16 protein-coding genes are annotated in these 15,949 nt (G+C 70.8%); 10 read left to right on the plus strand and 6 right to left on the minus strand.

The window, feature by feature from the left end:
• Nucleotides 1-52: 52 nt before the first annotated feature.
• The 4 genes from ACIA8F_RS21080 to ACIA8F_RS21095 all read left to right on the plus strand — a co-directional run bounded on the left by ACIA8F_RS21080 (nt 53) and on the right by ACIA8F_RS21095 (nt 3,466).
• The gene (locus tag ACIA8F_RS21080; protein WP_399380741.1) at nt 53-961 is read left to right on the plus strand and encodes a universal stress protein; all 909 of its coding nucleotides are present in this window, start codon (nt 53-55) and stop codon (nt 959-961) included.
• Nucleotides 958-1,461, plus strand: a complete 504-nt coding sequence (locus ACIA8F_RS21085; protein ID WP_399380742.1) for a universal stress protein — start codon at nt 958-960, stop codon at nt 1,459-1,461. Before ACIA8F_RS21080 ends, ACIA8F_RS21085 begins: the two co-directional genes overlap by 4 nt.
• 14 nt (nt 1,462-1,475) lie before the next feature.
• On the plus strand, nt 1,476-1,583 hold the full coding sequence (locus ACIA8F_RS21090) for a universal stress protein (RefSeq protein ID WP_399381009.1): 108 nt from the start codon (nt 1,476-1,478) through the stop codon (nt 1,581-1,583).
• Nucleotides 1,584-1,750: 167 nt separating this feature from the next.
• On the plus strand, nt 1,751-3,466 hold the full coding sequence (locus tag ACIA8F_RS21095) for a GAF domain-containing sensor histidine kinase (protein WP_399380744.1): 1,716 nt from the start codon (nt 1,751-1,753) through the stop codon (nt 3,464-3,466).
• Between the two features lie 9 nt (nt 3,467-3,475).
• Here the strand turns inward: ACIA8F_RS21095 and ACIA8F_RS21100 are convergent, their stop codons facing one another.
• The 3 genes from ACIA8F_RS21100 to ACIA8F_RS21110 form a co-directional block, all read right to left on the minus strand.
• Nucleotides 3,476-4,165, minus strand: a complete 690-nt coding sequence (locus ACIA8F_RS21100) for a response regulator (protein ID WP_399380746.1) — start codon at nt 4,163-4,165, stop codon at nt 3,476-3,478.
• A gap of 43 nt (nt 4,166-4,208) precedes the next feature.
• Nucleotides 4,209-4,694 (minus strand): Crp/Fnr family transcriptional regulator, encoded by a 486-nt coding sequence (locus ACIA8F_RS21105; protein ID WP_399380747.1) that lies wholly within the window; start codon nt 4,692-4,694, stop codon nt 4,209-4,211.
• 116 nt (nt 4,695-4,810) lie between these two features.
• Entirely contained in the window at nt 4,811-7,174 is a 2,364-nt protein-coding gene (locus ACIA8F_RS21110; protein WP_399380748.1) for a phosphoketolase, read from the minus strand.
• A 284-nt stretch (nt 7,175-7,458) separates the two neighbouring features.
• Here ACIA8F_RS21110 and ACIA8F_RS21115 point away from each other — a divergent pair, with 284 nt between their 5' ends.
• From ACIA8F_RS21115 to ACIA8F_RS21140, 6 genes are all read left to right on the plus strand, one after another.
• A complete protein-coding gene (locus ACIA8F_RS21115; RefSeq protein WP_399380749.1) occupies nt 7,459-7,893 on the plus strand; it encodes a DUF1003 domain-containing protein in 435 nt (144 codons plus the stop codon).
• Nucleotides 7,894-8,167: 274 nt separating this feature from the next.
• Nucleotides 8,168-8,848, plus strand: a complete 681-nt coding sequence (locus tag ACIA8F_RS21120; RefSeq protein WP_399380750.1) for a helix-turn-helix domain-containing protein — start codon at nt 8,168-8,170, stop codon at nt 8,846-8,848.
• Nucleotides 8,845-9,600: an HAD family hydrolase gene (locus tag ACIA8F_RS21125; RefSeq protein WP_399380751.1), complete on the plus strand. Its 756-nt coding sequence runs from the start codon at nt 8,845-8,847 to the stop codon at nt 9,598-9,600. Before ACIA8F_RS21120 ends, ACIA8F_RS21125 begins: the two co-directional genes overlap by 4 nt.
• Entirely contained in the window at nt 9,597-11,996 is a 2,400-nt protein-coding gene (locus ACIA8F_RS21130) for a glycoside hydrolase family 65 protein (protein ID WP_399380752.1), read from the plus strand. The genes ACIA8F_RS21125 and ACIA8F_RS21130 overlap by 4 nt, the downstream gene beginning before the upstream one ends.
• Before the next feature lie 175 nt (nt 11,997-12,171).
• Nucleotides 12,172-12,687, plus strand: coding sequence for a flavodoxin domain-containing protein (locus tag ACIA8F_RS21135; protein ID WP_399380754.1), 516 nt, complete (start codon nt 12,172-12,174; stop codon nt 12,685-12,687).
• A 93-nt stretch (nt 12,688-12,780) separates the two neighbouring features.
• Nucleotides 12,781-13,302, plus strand: coding sequence for a hypothetical protein (locus tag ACIA8F_RS21140; protein WP_399380756.1), 522 nt, complete (start codon nt 12,781-12,783; stop codon nt 13,300-13,302).
• Nucleotides 13,303-13,328: 26 nt separating this feature from the next.
• Here the strand turns inward: ACIA8F_RS21140 and ACIA8F_RS21145 are convergent, their stop codons facing one another.
• The 3 genes from ACIA8F_RS21145 to ACIA8F_RS21155 all read right to left on the minus strand — a co-directional run bounded on the left by ACIA8F_RS21145 (nt 13,329) and on the right by ACIA8F_RS21155 (nt 15,871).
• Entirely contained in the window at nt 13,329-14,210 is an 882-nt protein-coding gene (locus ACIA8F_RS21145) for a universal stress protein (protein ID WP_399380758.1), read from the minus strand.
• A gap of 126 nt (nt 14,211-14,336) precedes the next feature.
• On the minus strand, nt 14,337-15,209 hold the full coding sequence (locus ACIA8F_RS21150) for a universal stress protein (protein ID WP_399380760.1): 873 nt from the start codon (nt 15,207-15,209) through the stop codon (nt 14,337-14,339).
• A gap of 38 nt (nt 15,210-15,247) precedes the next feature.
• The gene (locus ACIA8F_RS21155) at nt 15,248-15,871 is read right to left on the minus strand and encodes a CBS domain-containing protein (RefSeq protein WP_399380761.1); all 624 of its coding nucleotides are present in this window, start codon (nt 15,869-15,871) and stop codon (nt 15,248-15,250) included.
• Nucleotides 15,872-15,949 lie beyond the last annotated feature (78 nt).

Here is a 15,949-nt window from a genome sequence, read left to right on the forward strand (position 1 = left end):
CCGGGTGGCAGTGTGATGGCATCCCCGACGCTGTTCGACAGAGGAGGAAGCCGTGGAAGGCTCCACCCAGCACCGTCCGGACCTCGGCTCGGTCGTCGTCGGTGTCGACGGATCGAGCACCGCACTGACAGCGGCCTTCTGGGCCGCCGCCGAGGCGTCCCTACGCTGCAGCACCCTTCACATCTTCTACGCGGGCGACACCGCCGACCGGGTCTTCTACCTCTCGGCGGAGATCATCGAACGCGTCCACGCGGAGGGCCGAGATCTGTTGGAGGCCACGGCCGCCGCGGTCTCGGAGCGCTTCCCCGGCCTCCATGTCACCACGGAGTACAGCCGCAGGGACCCCGTCTTCGGTCTGCACCGGGTGGGGGCGAAGTACGGCACCACCGTGGTCGGTCACCGCGGCCTGGGCGGGTTCGAGGCCCTGCGGCTCGGTTCGGTAGGTCTGAGGGTCGCGGCAGCCGCGACGACCCCCGTCATCGTGGTACGCGGCGGCGAGGACCTTGCCGAGAGCGGGGTGGTCCTGGCGGCGGTCCGGGACGATGACGACCTCGAATGCGCACGACGCGCCGCCCGCGAAGCAGAGCTGCGCAAGGCAGCGCTGCGGCTGCTGACCGTGTGGAACGTACTCCAGTACGCCGGAACCGCCGTCCCCATGCTCGATGACGTCGACGAGTTCGCCGGCCGCCATGTCCGGAATCTGAAGTCCGTGGCCGACCGCGTGCGCGAGGAGTTTCCCGCGTTGACGGTGAACATCCATGCGGAGAAGAGCGTCTCGGTGGCTTCGGTCCTGGTCGAGGCGTCACGTCACGCTGACCTGCTCGTCATGGGAGGCCGGAGATCACCCGGGTACTTCGGACCCACCCTGGGACGTACCACCCACAGTCTCCTGCACCACTCGCACTGCCCCGTGGAGCTCATTCCTCGGCACGACGAGGAGCAGGGGAGCGACGCGGCATGACGGACATCGCGGAAGGACGGGACATCGCGGTGGGGATCGACCCCACCGGAAGGTGGCTCCTGCCCCTCGCCTGGGCGGCCGACGAGGCACACCGCCGCAATGTACGACTCCGTCTCGTCCTGGCCGTCCCCTCGCCCCACGACACCGCGCACATGGTCGACGACACCGCGCAGCACAATGCCGTACGCCAGGCCGGCTCGGAGGCCCTGGAAGAGGCCGCGGTCTGGGCGCGTGAGCGCCACCCCGGTACGGAACCGGCAACCGCCCTGCGCGACGGCCACCCGGCACCGGTGCTCTGCGGAACGTCCCGACGCGCGCGCATGGTCGTCCTCGGCTCGCGGCACCTGACCCGGCCAGAGGAGATCTTCAGCGGCTGCTCCGTCGTGCCTGCCCGTCACCGCGCAGGCCCATTGCCCGGTCGTCGTGGTGGGAGGCTCCGAGGGCGTTCCCAAGGGCCCGCCCCATCTTGTCGTCGGAGTCGACGGCAGGGCATGCCCTGACCTTGGCCCTGGTCGTGGGCCGGCGGGGCAGGGGCGGCTCTACGGGCATCCGGCTCGGGTCGGTCGTCCACAGGCTGCTGCACCGTGCGCACTGCCCCGTCGTCACTGTCCCGGGCAGGTGAACGGGCCCCAAGCCTTCGCTCGTGGGCAACCGCCTGACCGGATCCGCCACGGCTCGACCCCCATGCCCGTCGCCCGGGGCGTCGACCATGACCGGCCGATGGGCAGGGGGGACTACGCTGAAGGCCGGGCTGGTGCGCAGGGCCCCTCGATGCCGACGGAGGTGTCCATGGTCGGGGACGATCGGGATGCGCCGACGAGCCGGATTCCGCAGCCGCGTCTGGACGCGCTCCAGGCAGAGATCGTTGATGCGCGGGATACCCGAGATCGACTGACGGGCCTGCTGGAGGCGGTCATGTCGCTGGGGCAGGAGCTGGACCTGGCCCAAGTGCTGCGCGGGATCGTGGAGGCCGCGGTCGTCCTGGTGGACGCGGAGTACGGTGCGCTGGGAGTGGTCGGGGACGACGAGAAGCTGGCCGAGTTCCTCCCGGTCGGCATCAGCGACCAGCTCCGGGCGCGGATCGGAGCCCTGCCCACCGGACACGGACTGCTGGGCGAGCTGATCAGGCACCCGCAGCCACTGCGCCTGGGAGACCTCTCCGACCACCCGGCCTCCGCAGGGTTTCCGGACCACCACCCACCGATGCGCTCCTTCCTCGGCGTACCGATCCGGGTCCGGGACGTGGTGTTCGGCAACCTCTACCTGACGGAGAAGCGGGGCGGGAAGGGCTTCGACGCGGAGGACGAAGGGGTCCTGTCCACCCTCGCGGTCGCCGCCGGCGTCGCCGTGGACAACGCCCGCTTGTACGAGGAGGTCCGGCTTCGGGAGCGCTGGCTGGAGGCGGGCTCGGACTTCACGAGCGCGTTGCTGTCCGGTTCCTCCGAGATCGAGGTGCTGGAAGGCATGCTGGAGAGGGCCCGGGACATCATCTCCGCCGAGATGTGCGTCTTCTACCAAGTGGGGCCCAGTGGCGAGCTGCGCGGCTCGCTGGCCCTGGGTGAGGGCGCCGAGGCGCACCGCGGGATCGTGCTGCCCGGCGGCGAGGGGATCCTGGCCGCACTCGACCTGGCACAGGATGGACTGATCACCGTGGGTGACGTGACCACCGACGCCCGGATCATGGCGCAGCCGGACACCTGGACGGGCTTCGGGCCGGCTGTAGCGCTCACGGTGGGCACCAGGGCGAAGCTGCGCGGCGTGCTGATGCTGGCGAGGCGTACCGGCAGGCGGGCGTTCGCAGGAGCCGAGGTGGCGCCTCTGCCCGGCTTCGCGGGCCAGGCCGCCCTTGCCCTGGAGCTGGCGGACCGGCGCCGGGACGGTGAGCAGGTGAGCTTGCTGGAAGACCGTGACCGGATCGCCCGCGACCTGCATGATCTCGCGATCCAGCGGCTCTTCGCGACCGGGATGACCTTGCAGAGCGCCCAGCGCTTCGTCGAGCACCCCGAGGCGTCCGAGCGGCTGAGCCGGTCGATCGACGACCTGGACGAGACGATCAAGATCATCCGTACGACCATCTTCGGACTCCGCGACCACGAGGCGGCCGGCAGCACCCCGCGGCTCCGGGCCCGCGCGGTGCGAGCCGTGAGCGAGGCGGCGACGGTACTGGGCTTCAGGCCCGCCCTGCGCATGGAGGGCCTGATCGACACGGACGTACCGGCCCCGGTCGCCGATGACGTGATGGCCGTGCTGGGGGAGGCCCTGACCAACGTGGCCCGGCACGCCCGGGCGGCGCGGGCGGAGGTCGGGATAGCCCTGGCGGTCGGAGTGCTGGCCGTGACGGTGAGTGACGACGGGGTGGGTTTCGCGGACGGTGGCCGTCGGAGTGGTCTGCGCAACCTCGCGGAGCGCGCCGAAGCCCGCGGGGGCGGGCTGTCCGTTTCACCGCGCCCGAACGGTGGCGGAACCCTTCTGGAATGGCGGATCCCGATGGAACCCACTCGGTGAGTGCGCGTCTCAGCGGCCGGTTTCGTCGTGCTCGCGGACCTCGGCGGCGATGACGGCTGCCTGGACGCGGCGTTCGACGCCCAGTTTGGCGAGGAGCCGGGAAATGTGGTTCTTGACCGTCTTCTCGGAGAGGAAGAGGCGTTTGCCGATCTGACGGTTGGTGAGGCCCTCGCCGATGAGTTCCAGGACGGCGCGCTCGCGCTCGGAGAGGACCGTCAGCCGCTCGTCCCCGGGCGGTTTCCCGGCGGCCGGGTTCCGGAGTGAACTCATCAGGCGCGCGGTGGTCGCGGGGTCGAGCATCGACTGGCCCGTCGCCACCGTCCGGATGGCGGCAACGAGGTCCGATCCCTTGATCTGCTTCAGGACGTACCCGGCGGCGCCGGCCATGATGGCGTCGAGCAGGGCGTCCTCGTCGTCGAAGGACGTCAACATGAGGCAGGCGAGGTCCGGCATGCGCGAGCGCAGCTCGCGGCAGACGGTGATCCCGTCGCTGTCCGGCAGCCGTACGTCGAGCACGGCGACGTCGGGACGCAGCGCCGGTCCTCGCGCTAGCGCCTGGGCGGCCGTGCCCGCCTCGCCCACGACCTCGATGTCCGGCTCGGAGTCCAGCAGGTCGTGCAGGCCGCGCCGGACGACCTCGTGGTCGTCGAGGAGGAACACCCGGATGGGCGCCGGGGCGCCAGCTGGTGCATCGGACATCCACGCCACACCCTCGGGTTGGATACGTCTGGGGACAATTGTCTCAGATACGGCTTCCGCTGCCGTGGGGTGCGTACAGGTCGAGGAGCCGGATCCGGGCGGAGACGAGCCGGTGGGCGAGCACCTGCCCCACCCATTGCCACATGGCGGAGGTGAGTGCGGGGTCGGAGTCCATCAGCGCCCGTACGGCGGCGGCGTCGAACTCGTCGGTGCGCACAGGCGTCATGGCCTCGGCGCCGAAGTGCCAGGTGTAGGGGTGGAACAGCCAGGACCAGCCGACGAGCTCGCCGGGGCCGACCGTCTCGACCACTGCGGCCTGCCGGCCGGGTACGTGCACGTCCATGCCGACGTTCCCCGACCGGATGACCCAGAAGTGGCTGGTGTGCCCGCCCTGGTTGAACAGGCGCGCGCCCGCGGGGAAGTCCGCCTCGTGGGCGAGGGCCGTCAGGCTGCCGCGTTGGTCCGGGGAGAAGGCGTGGTCGAAGCGGTTGGGGGAGGAGGTGAGCCGGTGGGGGGAGGAGGTGCTCATGGCGGTCTCCGTTCGGGTCCACCTCCACACTCCGCCGGTGGCGGTCGGCCCGGGAAGGGCCGTTCGGTACCCTTCCGGACCCGGGCGGCCCCCCGTGTGCCGCCCCGGGCGGGCGATCAGTAGGGCCAGGACCAGTCGGCGACCTCCGGCAGGTCGGTTCCGTGGGCGCGGATCCAGTCGTGGTGGCGGATCCGCTGGTCGCACATGCTCCGGCGCAGGGCCGCTGCGCGGGCGGCGAGTCCGGGGACGCGGTCGATGACGTCCATGACGAGCCGGTAGCGGTCGAGGTCGTTGCGCACGACCATGTCGAAGGGGGTGGTGGTCGTGCCGGACTCCTTGTAGCCGCGGACGTGCAGCTGGGCGTGGCCGGTCCGGCGGTAGGCGAGGCGGTGGATCAGCCACGGATAGCCGTGGTACGCGAAGACGACCGGCCGGTCGGTGGTGAAGAGCACGTCGTACTCCGCGTCCGTCATCCCGTGGGGATGCTCTTCCCTTGGCATCAGGCGGGCGAGGTCGACGACGTTGACCACGCGGACGGCCAGCGAGGGGAGGTGCTCGCGGAGCAGGGACGCGGCGGCGAGCACCTCCATGGTGGGCACGTCCCCGGCGCAGGCCAGCACGACATCAGGTGCGCGGGTCCCGTCGTCCGTGCCGGCCCACGTCCACGTCCCGGCGCCCCGCGCCACGTGCGTCCGCGCCTCGTCCAGGTTCAGCCAGTCGAAGCAGGGCTGCTTGCCCGCGACGATCACGTTCACCTGGTCGCGGCTGCGCAGTGCGTGATCGGCCACCGCGAGGAGGGTGTTGGCGTCCGGCGGGAGGTAGGCGCGTACGACGCCGGGGTTCTTGTTGAGGACGTGGTCGACGAAGCCGGGGTCCTGGTGGGAGAAACCGTTGCTGTCCTGGCGCCAGACGTGCGAGGTGAGCAGGTAGTTGAGGGAGGCGACGGGCGCGCGCCAGCTCAACTGGCGAGCGCTCTTGAGCCATTTGATGTGCTGGCTGACCATGGAGTCGACGATGTGGGCGAAGGCCTCGTAGGTGGAGAACAGGCCGTGTCGGCCGGTGAGGAGGTATCCCTCCAGCCAGCCCTGGCACACGTGCTCGGAGAGGATCTCCATCACCCGGCCGTCGCGGGAGAGGTGCTGGTCGGTGGGTTCCGTCAGACCCTGCCAGGCCTTGCCCGTCACCGCGTACAGGTCATCGAGGTGGTTGCTCGCGGTCTCGTCCGGTCCTACGACCCGGAAGTCCCGCCGTCCCGCCGTGGCCGCCATGACCTGCGCGAGGTAGCGGCCCAGGACACGGGTCGGCTCGTGCAGAGTGCTCCCCGGCTTGTCCACGCGGACGGCCCACTCGTCGAGCCCGGGCAGGGGGAGCGAGCGCAGCAGTCGGCCGCCGTTGGCGTACGGGCTCGCGCCCAGGCGCCGCTCGCCTTCCGGTACGCAGGCCAGTACGGAGGACACCGGACGGCCGTCGCTCTCGAAGAGCTCCTCCGGCCGGTAGGAGCGCATCCAGCTTTCCAGCTGTCTGAGGTGTTCGGGGTTCTCGCGGACCTCTGCGAGCGGCACCTGGTGGGCGCGCCAGGTGCCCTCGACGGGTTGACCGTCGACGACCGCGGGCCCGGTCCAGCCCTTGGGGGTCCGCAGGACGATCATCGGCCAGCGTGCGCGCTCGGCACCCGGATCCGTACCCGCCGCCCGTGCCTCGCTCTGGATGGCGTGGATGCGGTCGAGGGCCTGGTCCATGGCCCTGGCCATGGCCGGGTGGACGAGGGCGGGGTCGCTGCCGGAGACGTACAGGGGCTCGTGCCCGTAGCCGCGCAGCAGCCCGTCGAGCTCCGCCTCCGGGATCCGGGACAGCACGGACGGGTTGGCGATCTTGTATCCGTTGAGGTGGAGGATCGGCAGGACTGAGCCGTCGTGGACCGGGTCGAGGAACTTGTTCGAGTGCCAGGAGGCGGCGAGTGGCCCCGTCTCCGCCTCGCCATCGCCGATGACGCACGCCACCAGCAGGCCGGGGTGGTCGAAGGCGGCACCGTAGGCGTGCGCGAGGGAGTAGCCGAGTTCGCCGCCCTCGTGGATGGAGCCCGGTGTTTCCGGCGCGACGTGGCTCGGGACGCCGCCGGGGAAGGAGAACTGGCGGAACAGTTTGCGCATCCCGTCGGTGTCGCGGCCGATGTCCGGGTAGGTCTCGCTGTACGTGCCTTCCAGCCAGGAGTTGGCGAGTACGGCTGCCCCGCCGTGGCCGGGTCCCCAGACGCACAGGGCCTCCAGGGAACGCTCCTTGATCACCCGGTTCAGGTGGGTGTGGACGAGGTTCAGGCCGGGCGCGGTGCCCCAGTGGCCGAGCAGCCGCGGCTTGATGTGCTCGGGCCGGAGCGGCTCGGCGAGCAGCGGGTTGTCCATGAGGTAGATCTGGCCGACGGCCAGATAGTTCGCGGCACGCCAATGCGCGTCCAGCTCAGTGATCCGGTACGGGGTCGTCATGTGTGCTCCTTCGAACCGCAGTCCGGGGAATGGGCCGGTTGAGCCGATGCCTGAACCGTGCTCCCGCGGGCCGGGGGCGGGAAGGGCAGGAACGGCCACTGCATGGGGCCGGTCGGCCCCTTCTGCGACAACGGCCAGGCATGGAGTGTGGGCAGTCGGGCCATTGCGGGGGCATGTCCCCGCCGTCAGGGCGGGGCCTGGCGGTACGTCGGGAACGGCGGCCGGTTTGAGACGATGCGGGCCACAGAACCGTGTCAGGGTGCTCGTCCCGAGGAGGCAGGCAGGTGAAGGGAACCCAGGCCGAGGCCGAAGCCGAGGCGCGGCATCATCCCGTTGTCGTCGCACACCGTACGAACCGGGCGGCCGATGTCCAGCTGCGCGTCGCCGACGCGATCACGAAATTCGCCGGCTCCATGCCGTTCGTCTACCTCCACGCGATCGGCTTCGCCTTCTGGATGGTGTTCGTGGAGGCCAATCCCTGGCCGATGCTGACCCTCGTCGTCTCCCTGGAGGCGATCTTCCTGTCGACCTTCGTGATGATCGGCCAGAACCGGCAGGCTGCGTTCCAGCAGGAGAAGGCCGACCACGACTTCGTCGAGCAGGAGCTGGAGCTCAAGACCAATACGGAACTGACCCGTGCCATCCACGCGATGACCACGGAACTCCACAGCCGGCTGGTTCCCGAAGCGGACAGCGACGGCGGGTCCTCGGCACGGTGAAGGGGGCCACAGCGCGCATGACGGCCCCGGGCGGAGTTTGAGCGGCCTTGGCCAGCAGTCCAGGACGCCTAGACGTGGCCGAAGCCGGGCACGGGCGCGACGGCCGCTTCCCCGCCAGTCACACCCCGAGGAGAGTGCCGCATGGGTCCGACCGGCCCCGGTAGGGGACCGTCCGGCCCTGTGCGTGCACCGGTGGCGGGTACAACCTGAGGGTGACGACCTGTGCGTCGCCGAAGTTCCTGTACCTGCTAAGAACCGCAAGGGTGTGACGATCATGGGAGAGACCACGGCAGACGCGTCCCCGATCAAGGTTCCGGCGACCCGGGGTGACCTCGGGCGCCGCGTGACGGCCCGACGCGAAGAGCTGGGAATCACGCGTGAGGAACTAGGAGAGCGCTGTGGGGCCGCCGCGTCGTACATCGCCTACGTAGAGGAACGGGCGGCAGCGCCGAGCATGGGCATGCTCGTGGGTCTCGCGGATGGTCTGGAGACCACCGTTGCCGAGCTGACCGGGAGAACGACGGACAGTCCTCCCGGCATGGGGACCTCGATGCGCGGTTCCGCGTCGACGGTGCTGAGCGAGGCCGAGTGCCACCGGCTGCTCTCCACCCACGGCATCGGCCGGGTCGGTTTCTCCGGGATGGAAGGGCTTGCCGTCTTTCCCGTCAACTACGTCGTTGTCGGGGACGAGATCGCGTTCCGCACGGCGGCCGACTCGCGCCTCGCCGAGGCATCCGGCACCGAGGTCGCCTTCGAGGTGGACCACATCGACGACGCGATGCGAGAGGGCTGGAGCGTCATGGCCGTCGGCGAGCTGTCCGGCATCACGGACGGGGAACGCGTCAGCCACCTGTACTCCGTCGCCCGCTCGCTCCCCTGGGCCGGCGGACCCCGTACGCACTGGATGACCGTGGCCCCGACCCGGGTCTCCGGCCGGCGCGTGGGATCCGGGTGAGCGCCCCGGATGCCGTCGTCTTCGACACCGACGGAGTACTTCTCGACTCGGCACGGCGGCACGCCGCGGCTTGGAAGACCGCCTTCGACAGTTGCCTGGACGCCTGGGCCGCGTCCGGGAACGGCCGGCAGCCTCCCTTCGACGCGGACCGTGAGTACCGCCGGTGGGTGGACGGCAAGCCCCGGCTGGACGGGGCGGAATCCTTCTTGAGCTCCCGTGGCATCGACCTGCCGGCCGGCAGTCCCGACAGCGCACCGGGCGACGACACGGTCTGGGCGGTCGCCGCGCGCAAGGAGGCGGCGTTCGTACGGACGCTGGAAGCGGGGGCCGTGGAGGCCTTCGCAGACGTCGCTCCGGCGCTCTCCCGGCTGCGGGCGCACGGAGTGTGCTGCGCCGCCGTATCGGCCTCCCGGCACGCCCGGCCGCTTCTCGGAGCAGCCTCCCTCCTGGACTACTTCGACGCGGTGGTGGACGGTACGGACGCCGCCGAACTGGGGCTCGCGGGCAAGCCCGACCCCGCCCTGTTCCTCGAAGCGGCCGTACGCCTCGGGATAGCCCCCGCCAGCTGCGCGGTGGTGGAAGACGCCCTCGCGGGCGTCGAAGCCGGCCGGCGCGGCCGCTTCGGCCTCGTCGTCGGCCTCGACCGGACGACGAGCCCCGCCACCGCGCGGGCACTACGGGAACGAGGGGCGGACCTGGTCGCCGCCGAACTCCACGCCGTCGCCGACACCGTCTGCGGGGCCGGGCCGTGACCGCCTCGTGGACGTGGGAGTACGGCCACTACGACCCCAAGGCGGAGCGACTCGTCGAAGCCCTGTGCACGCTGGGCAACGGCAGGTTCGCCACGCGCGGTGCGGCCCCCGAGACCCCGGCGGGCCCCGTGCACTATCCCGCCACCTACGCCGCCGGCTGCTCCAACCGGCTCACCTCCCACGTGGCCGGCCAGCAGGTAGACAACGAGGACATGGTCAACCTGCCCAACTGGACTGCACTGCGCTACCGCTGCATCACCGACGACGGACGCCCGGGCGACTGGCTGACTCCCGACGACCCCCGCCTGCTGCACCACAAGGTGGTGCTCGATCTGCGCCGGGGAACGCTCACCCGGCACATGCTGTTCCAGAGCGGCCACGGCCGCCGCCTCGGCGTCACTCACGTCCGCCTCGTGCACATGGGGGACCCCTACCTCGCGGCCCAGCGAACCACCTTCCACGCGTACGGGTGGAGCGGTCAGGTCGAAGTGGAATCAGCGCTCGACGGGGACGTCGTCAACGCGGGGGTGGAACGCTACGGCGGGCTCGACGGCCGCCACCTCACCGACCACCGGACGGGCTTCGCACCGCACGGCGTCGTATGGATCGCCTGCCGTACCACCTCCGCCCTCACCGAAATCGCCCTTGCCGTAAAGACGGTCACCCGACCCCGAGCGGCCACCATGACGAGTTCCACCGCGGCCGGGACGGTGCAGACGTTCAGACTGCCCGTGGCTCCCCGGCGATCCGCGACGGTGGTGAAGACCGCGGCCTTGTACACATCCCTCGACCGGCCGAACGGAGACCTCCTGCCGCGCGCGATCGAGCACGCTTCGCGGGCCCCCGGATTCCCGGAGCTGCTCACGTCACAGCACTCGGCCTGGGAACGACTTTGGGAACAAGGGGAGTTGACCGTCTCGGGGGAGACAGGCCGGATCCTGCGCCTCCATGCCTTCCACGTGCTCCAGACGCTCTCCCCGCACACCGCCGAGCTGGACGTCGGCGTCCCCGCGCGGGGGCTGCACGGCGAGGCCTACCGGGGGCACGTCTTCTGGGACGAACTCTTTGTCCTGCCCTACATCACCCTGCACTTCCCCGAAGTCGCGCGGGCCCTGCTCATGTACCGCCACCGACGCCTTCCGGCCGCCCGCGACGCTGCCCGGCAAGCCGGTCAGATCGGGGCCATGTTCTCTTGGCAGAGTGGAAGTTCGGGACAGGAGGAGAGTCAGGCCCTGCACCTCAACCCCCGCTCGGGCCGCTGGCTCCCCGACCACTCGCACCTCCAGCGCCACGTCGGCTCCGCCATGGCCCTGAACGTCTGCCGTTACGGGCGGGCCACCGGGGACACCGGCTTCCTGCACGGCCCGGGCGCGGAACTCCTGCTGGAGATCGCGAGCTTCTGGGCCGGAGCCGCCGTCTACGACTCGGAACGGGGGCGGTTCCGCATCTGCGGCGTGCTGGGCCCGGACGAGTACCACGACGCCTATCCGGAGGCCGCGGAACCCGGAATCGACGACAACGCGTACACCAACGTCATGGCCGGCTGGGTGATCCAGCAGGGGCTCGAACTGCTCGACGAGCTGCCCCCGGCCCGCCGGACGGAGCTGACCGAACGGCTCGCCCTGCACCGCGGTGCGCTCGAGCACTGGGAAGAGGTGTCCCGCCGCTTGTACGTCCCGTTCCACCGGGGCGTCATCAGCCAGTTCGAGGGATACGGAGACCTGGCCGAGCTGGACTGGGCGGCCTACCGCGCCCGGTACGGCGACATCCGCCGGCTCGATCGGATCCTGGAAGCCGAGGGGGATACGGTCAACCGCTACCAGGCGTCGAAGCAGGCCGACGTGGTCATGCTCGGCTACCTCTTCCGGCCCGCCGAGCTGTACGCCCTCTTCGCCCGGCTCGGCTACCGGCTCGACGACGCGGTGTGGCGGGCGACCTTCGCGTACTACCTCCAGCGCACCAGCCATGGATCGACGCTCAGCAGCCTCGTCCACGGCTGGGTGCTGGCCCGCCAGAAGGACCCGGACGCCTGGAAGTACTGCGAGGAAGCACTCCTCGGCGATGTCACGGACATCCAGGGGGGCACCACCGGCGAGGGAATCCACCTCGGCGCCATGGCCGGCACCCTTGACCTCGCGGAGCGCGGCGTCACGGGCCTGGAGACCGGCCCCGAAGGCCTGTACGTCGATCCCGTCCCCCTGCGGGAGATCGAGCCCGTCTCCTTCACGCTCTGCCACCGGGGACACCGCGGTGTCCGCGTACGCCTGCTCCCCGGGAGGTTCGGCATCACCGTGCCGGAATCCTGCCAAAGTCCCCTGTCCCTCATGCTGCCCGGGGGACGGGCGGTCGTGGTGGCGGCCGGCGACGAGCATCTGTTCCGCCTTCCACCGGACTGATCCCTGCTTCGAGGAGATCCCCCTCAAAGGGTCCTGGCATCCCCAGGAGGGCCGAACGGCCCCTACCCAGGCCCCGGTTGGGCCCCTGCGGACGCCTCGTCCCCGAGGGGAGAGTGGAGGAAGCGGCAAGACGCATCATGCACGGGCTCGCAGAAACGACCGAAGGAGGAAGCGCATGAGTGCGAAACAGGTTCTGGTCGCCTACGGAAGCAAGCACGGTGCGACCGCCGGGATCGCGGAGCAGATCGGAACGGCACTGCGTGAGGACGGCATCGACGTCTGGGTGGTCCCGGCCGACGAGGTCACGGACGTCCGCGGCTACGACGGGGTGGTGCTGGGCGGATCCCTGTACGCGGGGCGGTGGAACGGACGGGCCCGGCGCTGCGCGAAGCGCAACGCCCGGTATCTGAAGCACCGTCCCGTCTGGCTGTTCAGCAGCGGACCGGTCGACTCCTCCGCCGAACGCAACGACATCCCGCCGGTAAGGGCCGTCGCCAGGCAGATGCGACAACTCGGCGCCCGCGACCACATCACCTTCGGCGGCAGCCTCACGAAGGGCACGCCCGGCCTGCTCGCCCGGACCCTCGTACGCCAGGGCAAGGGCGGAGACTTCCGCAACCCCGAGCGCATCCAGGCCTGGGCCCACCACATCGGTGCCGAACTCACCGCGGCCGCCTCACCCGCCCCGTAGGAAGACTCCTGGTGCCGGAGGCCCGCCATGCTTCACGGAACACCGCCCAATCCGTTGCGGCGGAAATCTGACCGCACGCGCACCCGGTGGCTCGTGGCCCTCGTCCTGGCGGCTCTCGTCGCAGCCTTCTGCGGAGTGGCCGTCGGGCTGGCCGTGTGGAACGTCGACAACCGCACTGCGCGGGAAGAGGCCGAGCACGCGCACCGGATCACGGCCACCACGCTCGGGGCCGCCGAGCACGCACCCGACTCCTGGAGCGGCGCTGCCGCCGCGTCCGTGGCACAGGCTGCCTGGCAGTACCCTTCGGCCACCCGGCGCACGGGACTCGTAACGGTCCAGCCCAAAACCCCCGCGGGTAGTCCCGTCGTGATCTGGGTGGACGACTCGGGCCGTACGGTCCAGGGGCACCCATCCGCGGGCGAGCGGGCCTTCGCCGCGATGACCGTCGGTGCCACTGCCGCGGCCCTGATCGCGCTGACAGCCGCAGGCGTCGTCCACCTGAGGCTCCGAACCGTCCATGCGCGCAGCCTGTCCATGTGGGGACGGGACTGGCAGCGCGTGGAACCCGGCTGGTCGGGCCGACTGCCCACGCAATCAGGAGTCGACGACGACTGAGGCGCTCACCGGCCGGGTAGGTGCCTTCACTCGTGGGCGATGACGGCGACGGGCGCGGCGGCGTGGTGCAGGACCGCGTGGGCGATCCCGCCGATGTGGGTGCCGTAGGCGGAGCGCCGGATGCGCCTGCCGACCACGACCAGCGCGGCACCCTTGGATGCGTCCACGAGCTGGATCGCGGACTGGCCGATGAACACCTCGGGGGCGACCGTCACCGAGGGGTACTTCTCGCACCAGGGGCGGATCATCTCGTCCACGGCCGTGGCGATCCCCCGACCGATCTCCTCCTGCACGCCGAGATCGAGACCGTAGCTGTAGCCGGAGCCGACGACGGGCGGCGGCGACCAGGCATGGATCACCCGCAGGGCGCACCCGCGGCGTGCCGCCTCGTCGAAGGCGAAAGAGAGCAGCGCGTCACAGGGGCGCCCGATGTCCACTCCCGTCACGATCGGGCCATCGGTGCCGCGCCCCTCGGCGGGCGTGGCCTCATCGAGCGGTGCCCGGACGAGAACGATCGGCTGATCGGTTGCGGCGATGGTCCCGGCGCTGATGGACCCGAGGACGAACCCGGCGATGCCGCCGAGCCCTCGGGAACCGAGCACCAGCATGTCCGACGAGGCAGCCGCGCGGGCCAGGGCCGTAGCCGGGATCCCCGACAGCCGGCGGGAGGTGATCTCCAGGTTCGGGTACAGCCCCTTGATCTCCTCGGAGGCCTCGCGGAGCAGTCCCTGCGCCCACTCGCGCCGGACTTCGGTGGTCGCGACGGCGAGAGGGGGCCCCTCCAGCCACTCCTCCACGTGGACCAGGGCCAGAGGTACCCCGCGGAGGTTTGCTTCGTGCGCGGCCCATCGGGCCGCAGCGACACTTTCGTGCGAGCCGTCGAGGCCGGCGGTCACAAGGTTGGCCATGGTGCCCATCTCCCTGAGTTGACGTGTGAGTTCCAGACTCCGTCCCGGCCACCGCTTCCAAGGGGGGCCGAGGAGTCCGTTGTTGAGCCGACCGGCCCTTGCCGGGCGATGTCCGCTGGCCGGCGGTCAGTCGTGGGCGAGTACTGCCACCGGCGCTGCCGTGTGGTGGAGCACGGCATGGGCGATCCGGCCGAGGTGCGTGCCCATGGGCGAGCGGCGGATGCGGCGCCCGATGACGACGAGGTCCGCGCCCGTGGTGGCCTGGACGAGCTCTCGTCCCGCCGATCCGATGAACGTCTGCTCCTCGAGACGTACGTCCGGGAATTTCATCCGCCAGGGCATGAGCATGTCGTCGAGCATCTCGGCCACGGTGTGGTCGACCTCGCGTGCGACCGAGGCCTTGAGGACGGGCGAGTAGCCGGATGCGGGAGGGAGCTTCCAGCCGTGCACCGCCCGCAACGCGCAGTCGCGGCGCGAGGCTTCCTCGAAGGCGAAGGCCAGGACCCTGTCGCAGGCCTGGTGGATGTCGACGCCCACGACGATCTCGCCGTACGGGGTGCGGGCCGCGTTCTCCCCGTCGTCCTCCTCCGCCCGTACGAGGACGACGGGCGTCTCGGTTGCGGTGAGGGTGGACAGGCCCACGGAGCCGACGATGAAGCCGACCACACTGCCCAGCCCGCGGGAGCCGAGGACCAGGAGGCCGGCGCTCTCGGCCTCGGCCGCCAGAGCCGTGGAAGGTCTGCCCGAGAGGCGACGGGTGGAGATCTCCAGGCGGGGATACGCCTGCCTCAGCTCGTCGGCGGCGGTGGTCAGGACCTCGTCGGCCCAGCGGTCGCGCGTCCCGGGATCCAGTTCGGGTATCAGCGTGCCGGAGGACCAGTCCTCGGCGTGGACGATCCGCAGGGGGGCCTGCCGAAGCGTGGCCTCGCGGGCTGCCCAGCGGGCTGCGGCCAGGCTCTGGGGGGTGCCGTCGACGCCGACGGTTACGTGGTGGTTCATGACGGTGGCCTCCTCGGGCTGCGCGGTGTGTTCCGCGGTCACCAGGTGATGGGTTGTGCTCCGCGCTCCGGCGGGATCAGACGGGAGTCGTCCGTGCGGGCGGTGAGTTCGTCGACCACGGCGACGACGCCGTCCAGTCGTGCGGTGAGTCGCAGGGCGAGGGGGATCTGGCTCTGCCGTTCCAGGCGGCCCGCGAGGGTCACGACACCGTCCAGGACGTGGATGTCCACCGCCCCGATGGGCGCCCCGACGCTTTCCGACAGCACGTCCTCGCTCACGTGCCGCCGTATCTCGGCATCGGGGCGCAGGAAGACGCGCAGGAGGTCACGCCGGGTGACGATGCCGACGAGGCGTTCTTCCGCGTCGGTCACCGGCAGCCGTTGCAGAGCGAGGCGCGTCATGAGCTGCCCGGCCTCCGAGACGCCTTCCTGCGCGTGGATGGTGACTGCGGGAGCCGTCATGATGTCGGCGGCCGTCAGGGCCTTGTGGGCGAGTAGATCGCTCTCGGAGACAACGCCGACCACCCGGTCGTCCTCGTCCACGACGGGCAGTCCGGTGATGTCGTAGTCGGCGAGGAGCTTGGCGATCTCCCTGAACGTCGTCGAACGGTCCACCGAGACGACATCCGCCGTCATCACCTCGCCGACCTGGGTGTGCTTCACGACCGGACCTCCTGTACATCGTCATGCGGGGCGCAGAGGGCTGGTGTGCACCACCCGTACCAGCCACCATCCGCCCCG

The sequence above is a fragment of the Streptomyces sp. NPDC051563 genome, assembly GCF_044454225.1.
GTDB lineage: Bacteria > Actinomycetota > Actinomycetes > Streptomycetales > Streptomycetaceae > Streptomyces.

Excerpts from the sequence above, each read along its gene's own strand:
- ACIA8F_RS21085 (WP_399380742.1), top strand. The coding sequence starts at position 958 with ATGACGGACATCGCGGAAGGACGGGACATCGCGGTGGGGATCGACCCC.
- ACIA8F_RS21095 (WP_399380744.1), top strand. The coding sequence starts at position 1,751 with ATGGTCGGGGACGATCGGGATGCGCCGACGAGCCGGATTCCGCAGCCG.
- ACIA8F_RS21145 (WP_399380758.1), bottom strand. The coding sequence starts at position 14,210 with ATGGCCAACCTTGTGACCGCCGGCCTCGACGGCTCGCACGAAAGTGTC.
- ACIA8F_RS21100 (WP_399380746.1), bottom strand. The coding sequence starts at position 4,165 with ATGTCCGATGCACCAGCTGGCGCCCCGGCGCCCATCCGGGTGTTCCTC.
- ACIA8F_RS21150 (WP_399380760.1), bottom strand. The coding sequence starts at position 15,209 with ATGAACCACCACGTAACCGTCGGCGTCGACGGCACCCCCCAGAGCCTG.
- ACIA8F_RS21110 (WP_399380748.1), bottom strand. The coding sequence starts at position 7,174 with ATGACGACCCCGTACCGGATCACTGAGCTGGACGCGCATTGGCGTGCC.
- ACIA8F_RS21120 (WP_399380750.1), top strand. The coding sequence starts at position 8,168 with ATGGGAGAGACCACGGCAGACGCGTCCCCGATCAAGGTTCCGGCGACC.
- ACIA8F_RS21135 (WP_399380754.1), top strand. The coding sequence starts at position 12,172 with ATGAGTGCGAAACAGGTTCTGGTCGCCTACGGAAGCAAGCACGGTGCG.
- ACIA8F_RS21105 (WP_399380747.1), bottom strand. The coding sequence starts at position 4,694 with ATGAGCACCTCCTCCCCCCACCGGCTCACCTCCTCCCCCAACCGCTTC.